The organism is Streptomyces sp. CB02923 (genome assembly GCF_001905005.1).
Lineage (GTDB): Bacteria > Actinomycetota > Actinomycetes > Streptomycetales > Streptomycetaceae > Streptomyces.
Window position 1 is genome coordinate 395,912 of record NZ_LWKZ01000027.1, and the last position, 17,287, is coordinate 413,198.

Genomic DNA, 17,287 nt, shown 5'->3' on the forward strand with positions numbered 1-17,287 from the left:
CTCCTGGCAACCCGTACGCGCGCCGGGCGGGGCCCGGCCCGGGTGGACCGATGCGGCACGCCGGGGCGGTACGCCGGTGCAGCGCTCCGGGGCAGTACGCCGGTGCAGCGCTCCGGGCAGCACTCCGGGGCGGTCTGTCACATCGGAGGGAAACGGTTCGTCATCGTTGCGACGGAACCCGACAGGAGAATGTGACCAGTGGACGAGAAAGAATTCCTGGCCGAGCGCTTCGAGGAGCACCGGGCGCATCTGCGGGCGGTGGCCTACCGGATGCTCGGCTCGCTGAGCGAGGCGGACGACGCCGTACAGGAAGCCTGGCTGCGGCTCAGCCGCTCCGACGCCGACGGCATCGGCAACCTCGGCGGATGGCTGACGACCGTCGTCGGCCGGGTGTGCCTGGACCTGCTGCGGACGCGTACGGCGCGCGGCGAGGAGCCGTTCGACGTACGGGTGCCCGACCCCGTCATCGGCAGCGCGAGCGGCAACGGAACCGGCAGCGGTACGGACGGCACCGATCCGGAACACCAGGCCCTGCTGGCCGACGCGGTCGGTCTCGCCCTCCTGGTGGTGCTCCAGACGCTGGCGCCCGCCGAACGGCTCGCGTTCGTCCTGCACGACATGTTCGCGGTGCCGTTCGACGAGATCGGGCCCGTCGTCGGGCGCACCCCGGCCGCCACGCGGCAGCTCGCCAGCCGGGCCCGCCGCCGGGTGCGGGGCACGGCCGCCGCGCCGGACGCCGACCTCGCCCGGCAGCGTGAGGTGGTCGACGCCTTCCTCGCCGCCTCACGCGGCGGCGACTTCGAGGGCCTGCTCGCGGTGCTCGATCCGGACGTGGTGCTCCGTACCGACCCGGGCGCCGCGTTCCCCGGCCTGGCCAGGACGGTCCGCGGGGCGCGCGAGGTGGCCGGCCGGGCACTCCACTTCCGGCACCCGGCGCACGATGTCCGGCACGCGCTGGTGAACGGGGCGGCGGGCATCGTGGCGGTCGCGGACGGGGTGCCGGTGTCGGTGCTGGGGCTGACGGTCGCGGGCGGGAAGATCGTCGCGATCGACATCCTCGCGGATCCGGAACGGCTGCGGGGGCTGGACCTGACGGCAATCGAGGAATAGGGGGGAGGGAGAGGGGGAACTGCCCCGGCCCCGGCTGGAGGGGGAAGGGAACTGACGGGGGCGGGGATACGGACCCGACATGGGGGCGGGGGCAGGGCGGGGATACGGACCCGTCGTGCGGGCGCCCGCGGTTCGTTGCCGCGGGCGCCCGCCCCCGTCACGGGCTCAGGCTCCGGGACGCCTGCCGTACCGGCCGGGCCGGAACCGGAACGCTCAGGCGGACGAGGCCTCTTCGGCGCCGCCCGGCGTCTCCAGCGGGTCGCCGCCCCCGTACGGACGGGTGATGATCTCCATCCCGTGGCCTGCCGGGTCGTGGAAGTAGACCCCGCGTCCGCCGTCGTTGTGGTTGATCTCCCCCGGCTGCTTCCCGTGCGGGTCGGCGAAATAGGTGAGGCCCGCCTGCTCGATCCGCGCGAAGGCGGTGTCGAATTCCGCTTCGCTGACGAGGAAGGCGTAATGCTGTATGACGATCGACTCCGCCGGGATCGTGGCGAAGTCCAGGGTGACACCGTTGGCGGTGTCCACGGGAAGGAACGGGCCCCATTCCGTACCGACTTCGAGCCCGAGGATGTGCGCCAGGAAGGTGGCGGATTCCCGGTTGTCCCGGGAGTGGATGATGGTGTGGTTCAACTGCACTGACACGGTGGAATGCCTCCGCAAGGCAAACTCACGGACACCTCCATGCCTCACCCGATCGGTGACCGACACGCGATGCCGTCGACGCCGATGGTAAGCGGCATCCCCGCTTTCGTCGAGTTGCTGCCCGGCGCCCTGACGGGCCTGTTGGAAGCATGATCACCCCCAAGACGAGCCCGACCGGTTCTCCGCCGAGCACCGAGCACAACATCACTCCATGGAGGCGAAGTTGCCCGCATGCCATGATCAGCGCGTGACCGATCCCGAGGCCGTCGCGGCCGTGGCAGACATGACCGACATGACCGACCGCGCTGCCCGGGTGCGCGCGGCAGCCCGTAACAACGCCGAGTGGTGCGACACGGTCTGCCGTGCGCACGGCGTGGAGGGCGACTTCAGCGGCGGCGTCTGGACCAGTCCCCGCCGCACTCCCCCGCTCTATCCGGACGCCGTGACCCTCACGGACCGCCCCGGCACAGCCGCGGAACTTCTGGCCCGGATCGACCTGGCTGCCCCCGGCTGCTCGGTCAAGGACAGTTTCGCGTGCCTGGACTTGGCTCCGGCGGGCTTCGAGGTGCTCTTCGACGCCCAGTGGATCCACCGTCCGGCGCACGCCCCCGATACCCCCCTCATCCCCGGCCTCACTCCCACCGTCTCCGCTTCCGTAGCGCCGTCCACCGGCCGACCGGCATGGGACGTCGTCACCGCGCCCGGGGACCTGCTCGCCTGGGCGGCCGCCTGGGGAGCCGGGCCGGGCGACTGCGGCCCGTTCCGGGCGGAACTGCTGGCGGATGACTCCACCCGCTTCCTGCGTGCCCGGTCCGCCGACGGAACGGTCCTGGCCGGAGCCGTCGCCACGCTCGGCACGACGGCGGTCGGCCTGTCCAACGTCTTCACCACCCCTGAGGCCGCCGCGGCGGGAACGGGCCCGCGCGACACCTGGGCAGGCTGCGTGTCGGCCGTGACCGCCCGATGGCCCGGCCTGCCGGTCGTCGGCTACGAATCCGGCGCCGATCTGGAGGCAGCGGTGGCGAACGGATTTCTGCCGGTCGGGCCCCTGCGCGTCTGGTGGCGGAGGGAGTGAGGCACCGAACACTCCCCCGGCCGAATACCGCCCACGCACCCGCGGGAGTGGCGGAAGGGACGTAACAAGAACAGCCGTGCGGGCGATGACGGAGGGCATGACGACTCGATTAGCAGGGGCCTGGGTGGCCCTTCTTCTTGTCCTGACCGCCCTGTTCGCGGCGGGTCCCGCGCTCGCCGCCACCGCCGCCACGCCCCCCGCCGGTTCCACCGTCCCCGTCGGCACCACCGCCCCCACCGGCCCCGACATTGCCGTCTCGCAGGCGGGTAACTATCCGACGACGCCCAACAGTTACGGGAACTTCTCCGTCAGCTGGGCCTCGGTCGGTACGGCCGACGTCACCGGGATCACTCGCCTGACCGTGGACCTGCCGCCCGGTCTGAGGACCGGTGGCGCGCTGATGTATTCGACGCCTTACGACTACACGTTCGAACAGACCGTGTCGCCGGACGGGCGGCGTCTGGAGGCGACCTTCCGCGGGACCCGGGTGCCCGGCCGCGGTGACTTCATGAAGGTGCAGGTGTCCGCGGGGGCGGAGCGTCCGTCCGGGGTGATCAGGGCCACCGTGGCCAACCGGGGCGACGTCGACCCCGCCGACAACGTGAGCACGTACACGGTCAACGGCCCGCAGCAGCCCGCCGAGGTGCCGTATCCGCCGGTGGTGACCGGGATCGGCACGGCCACCGGGCCGGGCGCCGGCGGCACCGCCGTCACCCTCACCGGGACCGGCCTGGACACCGGGTTCGTGCTCTTCGGGACCGCCGGGGCCACCGCGTCGCACTGCACGGCCACGCAGTGCACGGCCATCACGCCCGGCGGTTCCGGCAGTGTTCCCGTCACCGTCGTCACACCGGGCGGGGCCGCGGACGCACCGGGCGGCTTCGCCTACACCGGACCGCCGCCCGCGCCGCCCGCCGCTCCGGTGGTGACGGGGCTGAACGCGCGCGGCGGCCCGGCACAGGGCGGGAGTTCGGTGTATGTCCTCGGCAGGAACCTGGCGGGCGGCACGATCGCGTTCGGGGACGCTCCGGCGGCGCACGTGTCCTGCGGGGACTCCTTCTGCAGCAGCACTTCGCCCGCCGGATCGGGGACCGTGCACGTCACCGTGACGACGGCGGGCGGTACGAGCGCGACGGTGGACGCGGACCGGTTCACGTACACGGACGCGACGGCTCCGGCCGCCCGGCGGCGCTGACCACCGTGCGGGCGGGGTGACCACCACCGTACGGACGGAACGACGGCACCCCACCCCTCCCCGCAGCCCCATTGCACCGATCGGTGCCTGCTGGTTAGCTCTTGAGGGCTCCCGTCCGTCCGGTTCGGGGGCCCGGGAGCGGGCGCAAACGGTTCTTCGGAACCGTGGACCGGTTCTTCGAGGGGGTGGCCGGTGATGCGAGACGCAGCCGGCGAGGACACGGGCACAGCGGTCTCACGGGACGACGGCGGCACCCGGCACCCTGCCGGGACGACCCGACGCCGCCTCCTGCGCACCGGCGCCGCGCTGGCGGCCGGTGCCGCGGGCGCGCCGCTGCTCGGCGCCTGCCAGGCGTCGCAGGCCGACAGTGTGGGCGCCGACGGCCGGATCACCGTCGAGCTGTGGCACGGCCAGGCCGACACCGGCCGCAAGGCCATCCAGTCGCTCGTCGACGACTTCAACCGCGGGCAGTCGCGCATCCGGGTCGACGCCGGGGGCGGCGGGGTCGTGGCCGATGCCATGCTGCAGAAGGTGACGGCGGCGCTGGCAGCGGGCTCGTACCCGGACATCGCGTACGTCTTCGGGGCCGACCTGGCCCGGGTGGCCCGCAGCCCCCGCGTCGTCGACCTCACCGGCGCGCTGCGCGGCACCGCGTACTGGCCGCAGTTCTGGGACTCGGTGCGCGACGCGGTCGAACTCAACGGCCAGGTGCGGGCCGCGCCCGCCGTGCTGGACTCGCTGTGCGTCGTCTACAACAGGAAACTGTTCCGGCAGGCCGGGGTGCCGTACCCCAAGGCGGGCTGGACGTGGGACGACTTCGTCCGTACGGCACGTCTGCTGACCGACTCCCGCCGGGGCACCTTCGGTACGAGCTGGCCCGGCACCGGCGACGAGGACACCGTGTGGCGGCTGTGGCCGCTGGTGTGGGACCTCGGCGGCGAGGTCATCGCCCCGGACGGGCACAGCATCGGCTTCCAGGACGTCGGGGAGCGGGCGCTGGGCACCCTGGCGCAGCTCGCCGCCGACAAGAGCGTCTACGTGGACCCCAAGCCGGGCAGCGAGCAGATGCACCAGGTCTTCATCGGGGGCCGGATGGGCATGATGGCCACCGGCCCGTGGGAGCTGCCGGACATCGTCGACGGCAAGGTCGACTACGACGTGGTGGCGCCGCCGACGTACAGCGGACGGCCGTGCACGATCGCCGGTCCCGACACGTGGACCGTCTTCGACAACGGCCCGGTGCGCTCGCGGGCGGCGGTCGAGTTCCTGCGCTGGCTGGGCGACCCGGCGCAGGACGTGCGGTGGGCGCTGGGCGGCGGCAGTCTGCCGCTGAGCAAGGCGTCGGCCGCGCGCCCCGAATGGCGGCGGCACTCGGCGCGGACCACCGGGCTGCCGGTGTTCACCACCGCGCTGGACACCGCGCGGGTCCGGCCCGTCCACCCGGCGTATCCGCAGATATCGCAGGCGGTCGGCGAGGCGGTCGTGGCGGTGCTGCTGGGCCGCAGCTCCCCCGCCGAGGCGCTGCGCGCCTGTGCCGAGAAGGCCGACGCGGCCCTGTTGATTCCCCGATGAGACCGGACGACGCCCACGACGCAGTGTCCGGCCGCGGCCGGACGGGAGAGGGTGCCATGCCGTCAGTGCCCCACGCGGGCCGCCGTACGACTCCGGGCCGTACAACCCCCCGCCGTACGCCGCCCGGCCGTACGACAGCACTCCGCACACCGGCGCGCCGTACGACACCGCGCGCCGTCACCCTGGACCCGCGCCGCGACGGCACCGGCAGGTGGCCCGGGGACCGGCCGCCGGGCTCCCGCGCGGCCCGAGGGCCCCGTACGCTCGCCGGCCGCGCCCGCCGGGAGAACGCCACCGCCTGGGCCTTCATCAGCCCGTCCGTCCTGATCATCCTCGGTCTGAGCATCGTCCCCGTCGTCTGGTCGCTGCTGCTCTCCTTCCGGGCGGACGACCTGGTCACGCCGGGGCGCTGGGTGGGGCTGGACAACTACCGCGCGCTGGTGCGGGATCCGGGCTTCCGTACGGCGGTCGGGAACACCCTGGTGTACGCGGGCCTGTACGTGCCGCTGAGCCTGATCGGCGGGCTGGGTCTCGCGCTGGCGCTCAACCGCCGGATCCGGCTGATCGGCCTCTACCGGACGTTGATCTTCATTCCGTTCGTGATCTCGGCAGCCGCGCAGGGCGTGCTGTTCTTCTTCATCCTCGACCCGCAGTTCGGTGTGGCCAACTCCCTGCTGCACCACCTGGGCGTCTCCCCGCAGGGCTTCCTCTCCGATCCCGGGCAGGCGCTGTACCTGCTGGTGCTCATCTCGCTGTGGAGCGGGGTCGGCTTCTGCGTCGTCGTCTACCTGGCCGCGCTCCAGGACGTACCGCCCGAACTGATCGAGTCGGCGCGGCTGGACGGCGCGAGCCGGCTGCGGGTGCTGTGGCACATCAAGCTGCCCTCGCTGACGCCGGTGACGGTCTTCCTGCTGCTGTGGCAGCTGATCACCGCGCTCCAGGTGTTCGACCTGATCTATGTGACCACGAAGGGCGGCCCGCTGGGGTCGACCACCGTCATCGTCTACTTCGTGTGGGAGCAGGCGTTCCAGATGTTCACCGCCGGATACGGGGCCGCCGCCGCGTACGTCCTCGCGGTCGCCCTGCTCGTCGTGGGCACCGCCCTGCGCCTGTACCGGCGGCGCCGGCCGGGCGCCGCGCCGGACGGAGCGGTCCGTTGACCGCGCCCGCTGCCGTGCCGCCCCGGGCCGCGCGTTCGCGCGAAGCCACCGCGCCGCGGCGCCCGGCCCGGCGCCGTCGGCTGCCCTTCAGCGCCTGGCACCTGCTGCTCGCGCCGCTGTCGCTGGGCTTCGCGCTGCCGCTGGTGTGGCTGGTGCTCAGTTCGGTGATGACCAACGCGGAGATCAACCGCTTCCCGCCGTCGCTGTGGCCGTCCGGCATCGACCTCGGCGGGTACGACTACGTGCTGGGCAACGCGATGTTCCCGCGGTGGTTCGCCAACTCCTCGGTCGTGGCGGTCACCGCGGTGCTCTCCAACCTGCTGCTCGGCTCGCTGGGCGGCTACGCCTTCGCCCGGATGCGGTTCGCCGGGTCCCGGCTGCTGCTCGGGCTGATGCTGGCGACCATGGTCGTCCCGTTCCAGCTCACCATGATCCCGACGTTCCTGGTGATGAAGCAGCTGGGGCTGATCGACACGCTGGGGGCGCTGATCGTGCCGTCCCTGGTCACGCCGTTCGCGGTCTTCCTGTTCCGGCAGTTCTTCCTGGCGCTGCCCCGGGAGCTGGAGGAGGCGGCGTGGATCGACGGCTGCTCGCGGCTGCGGGTGCTGTACTCCGTCGTCCTGCCGCTGGCCCGCCCGGCGCTGGCCACCGTCGCCGTACTGACCTTCCTGACCACCTGGAACGATCTGACCTGGCCGCTCATCGCGATCAACCACGACACCCAGTACACGCTCCAGCTGGGGCTGACGACCTTTCAGGGTCAGCATCACAACCGGTGGTCGGCGATCATGGCGGGCAATGTGATCACGGTGCTGCCGGTCCTGGTGGCGTTCCTCTTCGCGCAGAAGACCTTCATCCAGTCGCTGACGTCCAGCGGGCTGAAGGGGTAGCCCCGGCCCCCGCCCGTACCGACCCCCCTCATCCGGCCCCAGCCCCAACCCCAGCCCCGGACCCGGCCCCAACTCCCGCCCCGCCCCGGAGGTACCCGTGCCCCGCTCCTTCGACCTCCTCGTGATCGGCGACGCCAACCCCGACGTGGTCGTCGGCCCCGTCCCGCGCACCCTGGAGTACGGGCAGCGCGAGCAGCTCGTCGCCACGGGAAGCCTGCTGACGGGCGGTTCCGCCGCGATCACGGCCTGCGGCGCGGCGCGGCTGGGGCTGCGCGTGGCCTTCGCCGGGCGGGTCGGTGACGACGCCGCGGGCGCCTTCGTCCGTACGGCACTGGCCGGGCGCGGCGTCGATGTCTCGGCGCTGGCCACCGACCCGGAACTGCCCACCCCGCTCACCACCGTCCTCACGCGCGGCGACGACCGCGCCATTCTCACCGCCTCCGGCTGCCTGACCGCCACCGGGCCGCAGGACGTGCCGGACCGGCTGCTGGCCGAGTCCCGGCACGTCCACGCCGGATCGTTCTTCCTGATGCCGCGCCTGGCCCGGTCGCTCGGTGACCTCTTCGCGCGGGCCCGCGGACACGGCGCGGCCACCTCCCTGGACACCAACGACGACCCCGCGCAGCGCTGGGACGCCGAACTCCTCGGCCCGGTCCTGAAGTCCACCGACGTCCTGCTGCCGAACGCGGCGGAGGCGCGGGCGCTGGCCGCGGCGCTGGCTCCCGGGCCGCCGGAAGGCGACGGCCCCGGAACCGGCCCGGCCGCCGCTGCCGCCGCCCTCGCCCGCCTCGGCCCGCTGGTCGTCGTCAAGGACGGCGCGGACGGCGCGCTCGCCCACGACGGCGTCACGCTGACCCGTACCGCCGCCGTCCCCGTCGAACCGGTGGACAGCGTCGGCGCCGGCGACAGCTTCGACGCCGGTTTCATCGCCGCGGTCCTGCACGGCATGGACCTGCCCGCGGCGCTCTCCTTCGCCGCGGCCTGCGGCGCCCTGTCCACCCGCGCCCACGGCGGTACGGCGGCCCAGCCCACCCGGGACGAGGCCCGTGCCGCCGCCCTCACGACCCGACCAGGGAGCCACGCATGACCAGCACCACCCCGACCGGCCGCACCGGCACCGGCACCGTGAAGATCGCCTTCATCGGCGCCGGCAGCGTCGTGTTCACCCAGGGCCTCCTCGCCGACCTGCTCGCCTTCCCCGAGCTGCGGCGCATCCACGTCGCCCTGCACGACATCGACCCCGAGCGCCTCGCCACCGCCGAGGGCGCGGCCCGCCACATCGCCGCCACGCGCGGCGCCGAGCCGGTCGTCACCGCGCACCTCGACCGCCGCGCGGCCCTGGAGGGCGCGGACTTCGTCATCAACACCGTGCAGGTCGGCATGAACGAGGCCACCCGTACGGACTTCGGCATCCCCGCCCGCTACGGGCTGCGCCAGACCATCGGCGACACCCTCGGCATCGGCGGCATCTTCCGCGCCCTGCGCACCTTCCCGCTGCTGCGTGCCCTCGCCGACGACATCGCCGAACTCTGCCCGGACGCCTGGCTGCTGAACTACACCAACCCGATGGCGATGAACGTGATGTACCTGGACCGGGCCACGCCACTGCGCCGCGTCGTCGGCCTGTGCCACTCGGTCCACTGGACCGTACGGGACCTGGCCGAACTGCTGGACGTCCCGTACGAGGAGATCTCCTACCTGGCCGCCGGCGTCAACCACCAGGCCTGGGTGCTGCGCTTCGAACGGGACGGGCAGAACCTCTACCCGCTCCTCGACGACGCGATCTCCAAGGACCCGCAGCTGCTGCGCCGGGTACGCGTGGACATGTACCGCAGGCTCGGCTACTACCCGACCGAGACCAGCGAGCACTCCTCCGAGTACGTGCCCTGGTACCTCCACCACGACAGCGAGGTGGAGCGGCTGCGGCTGCCGATCGGCACATACCTGGACATCATCGAGGAGAACACCGCCGAGTACGAGCGGACCCGGGACGCGCTCGCCACCGGATCACCGCTGCCGGTGGAGGGGACGATGGAGTACGCGCCGCAGGTCATCCACAGCATCGTCTCCGGCACCCCGCGCACGGTCTACGGCAACGTCCCCAACCGCGGGCTGGTGGACAACCTGCCCGGCGCCGCGGTGGTGGAGGTGCCGTGCCTGGTGGACTCGCTGGGCGTCCAGCCCACCCGGGTCGGCGCCCTGCCGCCGCAGTGCGCGGCCCTGAACCGGGCCTACGCGAGCGCCAACGAACTCGTCGTACGGGCGGCGGTGGAGGGCGAGCCGCGGCACATCCGGCACGCGGCCATGACGGACCCGGCCACCGCGGCCGCGCTGCCCGTGGAGCGCATCTGGGACCTGTGCGACGACCTCGTACGCGCCCACGCCGACCTGCTCCAGCCGGAGCTGCGGGAGGTGCTGGGGCACTGAGTCCGACGCCCGCTCCGGCCCCTGGGCCGGGCGTCCGCGTGCCGGGCCCGGCGCCGCTACCGGAAGCCGAGCGCCATCCAGTTGCCGGGCTCGGACAGGGGCTCGAAGCCCACGCGGGCGTAGACGTCGTGGGCGTCGCCCGTCGCCAGCAGGATGCGGCTCAGGCCGTACGGCGCCAGATGGTCACGGATGTGGGCGGTGAGGGCCGTGCCGAGGCCCTTTCCGCGGGCAGCGGGGGCGATGTAGACGTCGCAGAGCCAGGCGAAGGTGGTGCGGTCGGTGATGACGCGGGCGTAGCCGACCTGCCGTCCCCCGCCGTGCCCGTCCGTTGCCCCGCCGGAAGCTGTCTCGTACAGGCCGAAGTTGAGCGAGCCCGCCGCCGCCCGGTCCTGCCGTTCGCGGGGGCGGCCGAGGGCCCAGTAGGCGTCGGTGGACAGCCAGTGGTGGATCAGGGCCAGGTCCAGCCGGTCCGGGTCGGTGGAGACCTCGTAACCGGGCGGAAAGCCGTCGGACACGGCCTCGTGGGCGTCCGCGCCCGGAGCGTCGGGGGTGCTGTCGTTCATGGACGGAGGCTCGCAGAGGCGCGCGCCGGAGTCGAACGGATTACCTTTCAGCCCGCCTGCCGCCGCCCTGCCCGGCCCCCGGATCACCCGTGGACCCGCCCGGCCCCCGGCACTTCCTCGTACGCCGTCCGCAACCGCCGTGCCCCCTCGACCAGTTCCGCCGTTCCGGCGGCCGAGGCGAACGTCAGGCGCAGGTGCGGGGCCGGGGGCTCGGCGGCGAAGTACGGGCGGCCGGGGGCGACCGCGACGCCCGCGCGCAGTGCCGCACCGGCGAGCGCCGCCTCGTCCGTACCGTCGGGCAGGCGCAGCCAGAAGTGGTAGCCGCCGGGCGGGACGACCTGCACACCGGGGCCCGGACCGGCGGGCTCCGGGGCGCCGAAGTGCAGCCGGAGCGCCGTGGCCAGCGCATCCCGGCGCACCGCCAGCTGGTGCGCGATGGCCCTGAGGTGGCGGCTCCACGCGGGGGAACCCACCAGCTCCAGGGCCGCTTCCTGAAGGGGCCTGGGGACGAAGAAGCTGTCCACGACCTGGATGGCGCGCAGCCGGTCGAGGACGGGTCCGTGTGCGGCGAGCGCACCCACGCGCAGGCTCGGCGAGGTGGCCTTGGTCAGCGAGCAGACGTGTACGACCGTGCCGTCCGGGTCGTCGGCGATCAGCGCGGGCGGCAGCGCGGGGGCGTCCTCGTGGACGAGCCGGCGCGCGAAGTCGTCCTCGACCACGAAAGCGCCGGCCGCGCGGGCGATCCGCAGCACCTCGGCCCGGCGCCCGGCGGCCAGCACCGCTCCGGTCGGGTTCTGGAAGAGCGGCTGGCAGACGAAGAGCCGGGCCCCGCTGGCCCGGAAGGCGTCGGCGAGCAGGTCGGTCCGTACGCCGTCGGCGTCCATCGGTACGGGTACGGGGCGCAGCCCGGACGCGCGGGCGGCGGCCAGCATGCCCGGGTACGTCGGCGACTCGACGAGCACCGGCGCGCCGGGCGGGGCCAGGGCGCGCAGCGCCGCCGTCAGGGCGCTCTGGCCGCCCGCCGTCACCAGCACGTCGGAGCCCGCGACCGCGCCGCCGGGGCCGCCGATCTCGCGGGCGAACCAGGCCCGCAGTTCGGTGACGCCTTCCATCGGCGGCCGGCCCCAGGCTCCGGGGCGGCGTCCGGCCCGCGCGAGCGCGGCGGCGAGCGCGCGCTCGGGCTGGAGGGAGGGGTGCAGGTAGCCGCCGTTCAGCTCGATGACGCCGGGTGCGGGCTCGGCCAGGGTGGCCAGCACGCCGGAGGCGTCCACGCCGCGCGGCGCGTGGTCGTCGGCCGCCTCCGCGCTCAGCGCGATCTCCTGCCAGGAGGTGTCCACCGGGCGGGCCTGCGGCCGGGCCTCGGCGCGGAAGGCTCCGGCGCCGGGCCGGGTGACGACCAGTCCCTCGGCCGTCAGCTCGGCCAGGGCGCGGGAGACGGTCACCGGGCTCACCCGGTGGCGTTCCACCAGGGTGCGGCTCGACGGCAGCTTCTCACCCGGAGAGTAGCGGTTGAGGCCGCTCCGGAGGGTGGAAGCCAGTTCGGCGACGCTGCTACGCTCGTGCATGAGAGATCACGATAGCGCTACTTCCGGGATGGCGATAGCGGTCAACGCCCCGGGCGGTGCCGCCGCCCCCGAAGCCGCCGTGCCGGTCACCGAAGCCCCGCTCCCGCCCGCCGTCGCGCACGCCGCCGCCCCCGCGCCCGGCACGGCCGGCCGCGGCACCCTGCTCGCCGCCCTCGGCGTCGCCGCCTTCTCCCTCACCTTCCCCGCCACCGCCTGGGCCCTGGAAGGCATGGGCGCCTGGACGGTGGTGACCCTGCGCAGCGTGCTCGCCGCCGTCATCGCCGGGGCCTGCCTGGCCGCGTTCCGCGTGCGGCTGCCGGAACGCCGCCACTGGGCGGGCCTGGCCGTCGTGGCGGCCGGTGTCGTCCTCGGCTTCCCGCTGCTGACCACCCTGGCGCTGGAGACCTCCACCACCTCGCACGCCGCGGTCGTCGTCGGGCTGCTGCCGCTGACCACCGCCGCGTTCTCGGCCGTACGGACCGGCGCCCGGCCGTCGCGCACCTTTTGGATCGCGGCGCTGGCCGGCGCCGTCGTCGTCATCGGCTTCGCCGTCCAGCAGAGCGGCGGCACGCTGAGCACCAGCGATCTCTACCTGTTCGCCGCGCTCCTGATCTGCGCGGCCGGTTACACCGAGGGCGGCCGGCTCGCCCGGCACCTGCCCGGCTGGCAGGTGACCGGCTGGGCGCTGGTGCTGGCCCTGCCGGTGACGCTGCCCGGCGCGGCCCTGGCGCTGATCGCCGAACCACCGCACCTGACGGGCCACGCGGTGGCGGGTCTGCTGTGGCTGGCCCTCGGCTCGCAGTTCCTCGGCCTGGTGGTCTGGTACCGCGGCATGGCGGTGATCGGCGTGTCCAAGGCCAGTCAGCTCCAGCTCGCCCAGCCGCTGCTGACGCTGGTCTGGTCCGTGCTGCTGCTCGGCGAACACCTGCCGCTGGCCGCCCCGGTCGCCGCCGTCGCCGTACTCGTCTGCATCGCGGTCACCCAGCGCTCGGCCACCTGACCGGCCGGTGGCCAAAGAGCGTCCGGGGACCCGTGCGGGTGGCGCGTTCTCCGGGTGCAACGGCGGAACCCGGCCGTAGACTTGCCGCCACGGAAGACTCACCCTCCGACCGACTGACGAGGAGGCCGTAGCCGATGAGAGCGAGTGTGGGAGACCGGCTGCTGGTGCACGGCAGGATCGTGGGGCAACACGACCGGACGGCCGAGGTCATCGAAGTCCTGGGGGCGGACGGCAACCCGCCGTACCGTGTGCGTTTCGAGGACGGCCACGAGACGCTGATGTCGCCCGGCCCGGACACCGTCGTACGGCACTTCCCGGCGGCCGACGCCCAGGAGTAGCGGTCCGGGCGGGCCGCCGCCCTCATGCGGGGCGCGGGGGCCGCACCGGCCCGTGGTAGTGGTCGGCCACGACTTTCGCCATCGCCCCGGTGCGGTCCTCGGCCACCTCCTTCGCCGAGAAGAAGATGTGGCCGCGCACCTTCGGGTAGCCGCGGGCCAGGGTGAGATGGCGGGAGAGTTCGGCGGGGTCCTGCCACGCGGGCGGCTGTCCGGGGGCGCCCGCCTTGTACAGCGCCTCGCCGATGCACAGCCGTACGCGGGTTCCGGTGACCGTCTCCGACCACCAGGGCAGCAGTTTGGCGTAGTCGGCGGCGGGAAAGCCGATGTTCCAGTACACCTGCGGCACGATGTAGTCGATCCACTCCTCGCGCACCCACTTACGGGTGTCGGCGTAGAGGTCGTCATAGGTCTGCACGCCGGCCCGGGTGTCGGATCCGGACGGATCCGTGGCCTGGTTGCGCCATATGGCGAAGGGGCTGATACCGAACCGTACGGGGCGGTGGTGCCTGCGGCGCCGCCTGACCCACCGGCCCGGCCCCCGGCCGCCGCCCGGCGACCGTGCCGCGCGCACCCGCTCCCCGGTCTCGCGCACCAGCAGGTCGATGTTGTCGCGCCGCCAGTCCGCCTGGTTCTCGAAGTCGCCGCCGTACTCCCCGTATGCGGCGTCGTCGTCGAAGGTCTGGCCCGCCACCGGGTAGGGGTAGAAGTAGTCGTCGAAGTGGACGCCGTCGACGTCGTAGTGCTCCACCGCGTCGAGGATCGCGTCCTGCACGAAGGCGCGGACCTCGGGCAGGCCCGGGTTGTAGTAGAGCTTGCCGCCGTACGGCACGGCCCAGTCCGGATGCAGCCGCGCCGGGTGGGTCGGCACCAGCCGCGAGGGGTCGGTGTGGTTGGCGATGCGGTACGGGTTGAACCAGGCGTGCAGTTCCAGGCCGCGCCGGTGGGCCTCGCGCACGGCGAAGCCGAGCGGGTCCCAGCCCGGGTCGCGGCCCTGGACCCCGGTGAGGTACTCCGACCAGGGTTCGAACGGGGACGGCCACAGCGCGTCCGCCGTCGGCCGCACCTGGAAGACCACCGTGTTCAGGCGGCGTGCCACCGCCGCGTCCAGGTACGCGAGCAGTTCGGCCTGCTGCGAGGCGGCCGGCAGCCCCGCCTTGGAAGGCCAGTCGCGGTTGGCGACCGTGGCCAGCCACATGCCGCGGAACTCCGGCCGGCCGCCGTTCGCGCCCCGGCCGCGGGCCGACGCGCTGCCCGTCGCCGGTGCCGCGGCGGCCGCCGAAAGGGCCGCCACCGCGAACGCTCTTCGTGTGATCCGTCTCATGCCGCGCCCCCAAAGTGCCCGGTACGTCCCGTCTCAGGACAACAGCATGCCCGCCCCTGCCCCCTCCGCACAGCACCCCGCGGAGTAACGTCGGGGCCGAGGCGGACGCCGGGGTCCCTGCCGCAGGCACGGACGACGACCCCACGCGCCCCGCCGGACCCCGAGATCAGCGAAAGGCACGATGTGACCGACATCGAACGCGTCGGAGTGGTGGGCTGCGGCCAGATGGGCGCCGGAATCGCCGAGGTGTGCGCCCGCTCCGGCCTGGACGTGATGGTCGCTGAGACCACCGGCGAGGCGCTGGAGCTGGGCCGTACGCGGCTGACCAACTCCCTCGGCAAGGCAGCCGAGCGCGGCAAGATCACCGTCGCGGAGCGCGACGCGACGCTCGGCCGGCTCAGCTTCACCACCGACCTCGGCGAGTTCGCCGACCGCGACCTCGTCATCGAGGCGGTCGTGGAGAACGAGCAGGTCAAGACGGAGATCTTCCAGGTCCTCGACCAGGTGGTCACCCGCCCGGACGCGATCCTGGCCTCCAACACCTCCTCCATCCCGCTGGTGAAGCTGGCCGTCGCCACGTCCCGCCCGGACCAGGTCATCGGCATCCACTTCTTCAACCCGGCGCCGGTGCAGAAGCTGGTCGAGCTGATCCCGGCGCTGACCACCGGCGAGGAGACGATCAAGCGGGCCGAGCAGCTGGTCCAGGACGTCCTGGGCAAGCACGCGATCCGCGCCCAGGACCGCTCCGGCTTCGTCGTCAACGCGCTGCTGATCCCGTACCTGCTCTCGGCGATCCGGATGTTCGAGTCCGGCATCGCCAGCCGCGAGGACATCGACAACGGCATGGAGATGGGCTGCGCCCACCCGATGGGCCCGCTCCGGCTCTCCGACCTGATCGGCCTGGACACGGTCGCCTCGGTCGCCAACTCGATGTACGACGAATACAAGGAGACCCTCTACGCCGCTCCCCCGCTGCTCGCCCGCATGGTCGACGCGGGACGGCTGGGACGGAAGACGGGCTCCGGCTTCTACCCGTACTGAGCCGTCAACGACAGCACGGCGTGCGGGCCGTCCCCGGGAGGGGGCGGCCCGCACGCCGTTTCTCGGCCGCCGGCCCGCGCAGGAGTAAGGGCGGGACCGGTGCCCCGGCCCCGCCCTTTTTCCGCGTCGCCGGTGCGAAGCCCGCGACCGTATGTGCCGCCCGCCGTCCTTCCGGCCCCCTGAGTGGCGCCCCCCGTCGTGGTCCGCCCGCCGCTCGGGGGAAAGACGGCGGGCGGACAACCGGCCGATGGGCGCCCGTCCACCGGCAGCGGCCCCCGTTGAGAACAGCTTCGGCCTTGCGGGCCGCGGCCGGGAGCGTGTGAACGCGGCGGCTTCGGGTGCGGGGTTCACACCCCGTGTGAAATCCGCACCCCCCGGAGGCCGTCACGGCGGGTGACTTCACACGGGGTGTGCGCGGCAGACCCGCATATTCGTCCCGCACACGCTCCCCCCGTACGTGCCGAGGCAGTTGACTGGTGCGCGTATGGACAACGAAGTCCCGCCCGAGAGAGGAAAGAGGAGCGGACCGTGACCGCCCACCCCGAACCCGACCCGGTTGCCACCGACATGGCGGAGTTGAGACGCTGCCTCGATGTGCGGACCGCACGGGTCGACGGCCAACTGGCGCTGCTCGCGCAGCGCTCCGAACAGAACGAACGTGACGCGGGCGACGTGCAGGCCCGCGTCACGCGGTTGGAGCACGGCCGCTGGCCGCTGCCCTCCATCGCCGCACTCACGGGGCTCGCGGCGCTGGCAATCGCCGTATGGCAGGCGATGGGGCGCTGAGGCCGGCGGGCACGCGGCGCGCCTGACGCGCCGCGGTCCGGGTCACCCCAGCCGGATGTGATGCAGCAGCAGCAGTGCGGCCGCCATGTTGGCGGCCGGCACCTCCCCTCTGGCGATCATGTCGGGTACCAGTTTCAAGGGGACCCACTCCCGTTTGTCGGACTCGAAGTCGTCCTCGGGATGGCCCACGTACGCGCCTTGGCCGGACCAGAAGATGTGGTGCCGCGCGTCGGTGAGGCCGTTGGACGGCTCCACGGAGAGGAGGTGTTCGAGGGGGCCGGGGCGCCACCCGGTCTCCTCCTCCATCTCCCGGGCGGCCGCGGCGGCGATGTCCTCGCCGTCCTCGACCACGCCCGCGGCGAGTTCCCATCCCCAGGTGTCGGTGATGAAGCGGTGCCGCCACAGCAGCAGCACCTCGTTGGCCTCGTTGACCACTGTGGCCACGGCGACGGGCCGCAACCGGATCAGGAAATGATCCAGATGACGGCCGTCGGGGAGTTCGACATCGGCGAGGTTGACCCGGAACCAGCGGTTCTCGTACACGGTCTGCTCACTGAGATTCTTCCATCGCACGTATGTGCCACCTTCCGCCGTTGAGCAGG

17 protein-coding genes are annotated in these 17,287 nt (G+C 73.3%); 12 read left to right on the forward strand and 5 right to left on the reverse strand.

Annotated elements, in window-relative coordinates; all coding sequences use genetic code 11:
• Nucleotides 1-198 precede the first annotated feature (198 nt).
• Entirely contained in the window at nt 199-1,110 is a 912-nt protein-coding gene (locus tag A6A06_RS36680; protein WP_073767832.1) for a sigma-70 family RNA polymerase sigma factor, read from the forward strand.
• A gap of 213 nt (nt 1,111-1,323) precedes the next feature.
• On the opposite strand, the gene A6A06_RS36685 is transcribed toward A6A06_RS36680, so the two are convergent.
• Complete coding sequence (locus tag A6A06_RS36685; protein ID WP_073767833.1) at nt 1,324-1,752, reverse strand: VOC family protein; 429 nt, start codon at nt 1,750-1,752, stop codon at nt 1,324-1,326.
• Nucleotides 1,753-2,044: 292 nt separating this feature from the next.
• Here A6A06_RS36685 and A6A06_RS36690 point away from each other — a divergent pair, with 292 nt between their 5' ends.
• The 7 genes from A6A06_RS36690 to A6A06_RS36720 all read left to right on the forward strand — a co-directional run bounded on the left by A6A06_RS36690 (nt 2,045) and on the right by A6A06_RS36720 (nt 10,071).
• On the forward strand, nt 2,045-2,827 hold the full coding sequence (locus A6A06_RS36690) for a hypothetical protein (protein WP_443333824.1): 783 nt from the start codon (nt 2,045-2,047) through the stop codon (nt 2,825-2,827).
• A 97-nt stretch (nt 2,828-2,924) separates the two neighbouring features.
• Nucleotides 2,925-4,022 carry an IPT/TIG domain-containing protein gene (locus A6A06_RS36695; RefSeq protein WP_199931390.1) on the forward strand — a complete coding sequence of 366 codons (1,098 nt, stop codon included), beginning with the start codon at nt 2,925-2,927 and terminating at the stop codon, nt 4,020-4,022.
• A gap of 195 nt (nt 4,023-4,217) precedes the next feature.
• On the forward strand, nt 4,218-5,594 hold the full coding sequence (locus tag A6A06_RS36700; protein WP_079194604.1) for an extracellular solute-binding protein: 1,377 nt from the start codon (nt 4,218-4,220) through the stop codon (nt 5,592-5,594).
• 56 nt (nt 5,595-5,650) lie between these two features.
• A complete protein-coding gene (locus tag A6A06_RS36705) occupies nt 5,651-6,754 on the forward strand; it encodes a carbohydrate ABC transporter permease (protein WP_242441130.1) in 1,104 nt (367 codons plus the stop codon).
• Nucleotides 6,751-7,644 carry a carbohydrate ABC transporter permease gene (locus A6A06_RS36710; RefSeq protein WP_073767835.1) on the forward strand — a complete coding sequence of 298 codons (894 nt, stop codon included), beginning with the start codon at nt 6,751-6,753 and terminating at the stop codon, nt 7,642-7,644. The genes A6A06_RS36705 and A6A06_RS36710 overlap by 4 nt, the downstream gene beginning before the upstream one ends.
• Before the next feature lie 97 nt (nt 7,645-7,741).
• Nucleotides 7,742-8,731, forward strand: coding sequence for a carbohydrate kinase family protein (locus A6A06_RS36715; protein ID WP_073767836.1), 990 nt, complete (start codon nt 7,742-7,744; stop codon nt 8,729-8,731).
• Nucleotides 8,728-10,071 (forward strand): alpha-glucosidase/alpha-galactosidase, encoded by a 1,344-nt coding sequence (locus A6A06_RS36720; protein ID WP_073767837.1) that lies wholly within the window; start codon nt 8,728-8,730, stop codon nt 10,069-10,071. Before A6A06_RS36715 ends, A6A06_RS36720 begins: the two co-directional genes overlap by 4 nt.
• A gap of 56 nt (nt 10,072-10,127) precedes the next feature.
• On the opposite strand, the gene A6A06_RS36725 is transcribed toward A6A06_RS36720, so the two are convergent.
• Both A6A06_RS36725 and A6A06_RS36730 read right to left on the reverse strand, forming a co-directional pair.
• Entirely contained in the window at nt 10,128-10,634 is a 507-nt protein-coding gene (locus tag A6A06_RS36725; protein WP_079194630.1) for a GNAT family N-acetyltransferase, read from the reverse strand.
• Nucleotides 10,635-10,717: 83 nt separating this feature from the next.
• Nucleotides 10,718-12,199 (reverse strand): aminotransferase-like domain-containing protein, encoded by a 1,482-nt coding sequence (locus A6A06_RS36730; protein ID WP_073767838.1) that lies wholly within the window; start codon nt 12,197-12,199, stop codon nt 10,718-10,720.
• Here A6A06_RS36730 and A6A06_RS36735 point away from each other — a divergent pair.
• Together A6A06_RS36735 and A6A06_RS36740 are read left to right on the forward strand one after the other, a co-directional pair.
• Nucleotides 12,198-13,199 (forward strand): DMT family transporter, encoded by a 1,002-nt coding sequence (locus tag A6A06_RS36735; RefSeq protein ID WP_073767839.1) that lies wholly within the window; start codon nt 12,198-12,200, stop codon nt 13,197-13,199. The two genes, A6A06_RS36730 and A6A06_RS36735, sit on opposite strands and share 2 nt — an antisense overlap.
• 134 nt (nt 13,200-13,333) lie before the next feature.
• Nucleotides 13,334-13,537: a DUF1918 domain-containing protein gene (locus A6A06_RS36740; RefSeq protein ID WP_073767840.1), complete on the forward strand. Its 204-nt coding sequence runs from the start codon at nt 13,334-13,336 to the stop codon at nt 13,535-13,537.
• 22 nt (nt 13,538-13,559) lie between these two features.
• Here the strand turns inward: A6A06_RS36740 and A6A06_RS36745 are convergent, their stop codons facing one another.
• Nucleotides 13,560-14,858 carry a glycoside hydrolase family 10 protein gene (locus A6A06_RS36745; protein WP_073767841.1) on the reverse strand — a complete coding sequence of 433 codons (1,299 nt, stop codon included), beginning with the start codon at nt 14,856-14,858 and terminating at the stop codon, nt 13,560-13,562.
• A 183-nt stretch (nt 14,859-15,041) separates the two neighbouring features.
• On the opposite strand from A6A06_RS36745, the gene A6A06_RS36750 reads away from it, so the two are divergent.
• Together A6A06_RS36750 and A6A06_RS36755 are read left to right on the forward strand one after the other, a co-directional pair.
• A complete protein-coding gene (locus A6A06_RS36750; RefSeq protein ID WP_073767842.1) occupies nt 15,042-15,899 on the forward strand; it encodes a 3-hydroxybutyryl-CoA dehydrogenase in 858 nt (285 codons plus the stop codon).
• A gap of 528 nt (nt 15,900-16,427) precedes the next feature.
• Nucleotides 16,428-16,685 carry a hypothetical protein gene (locus A6A06_RS36755; protein WP_199931391.1) on the forward strand — a complete coding sequence of 86 codons (258 nt, stop codon included), beginning with the start codon at nt 16,428-16,430 and terminating at the stop codon, nt 16,683-16,685.
• Between the two features lie 42 nt (nt 16,686-16,727).
• Here the strand turns inward: A6A06_RS36755 and A6A06_RS36760 are convergent, their stop codons facing one another.
• Complete coding sequence (locus A6A06_RS36760) at nt 16,728-17,258, reverse strand: NUDIX domain-containing protein (protein WP_073767843.1); 531 nt, start codon at nt 17,256-17,258, stop codon at nt 16,728-16,730.
• Nucleotides 17,259-17,287 lie beyond the last annotated feature (29 nt).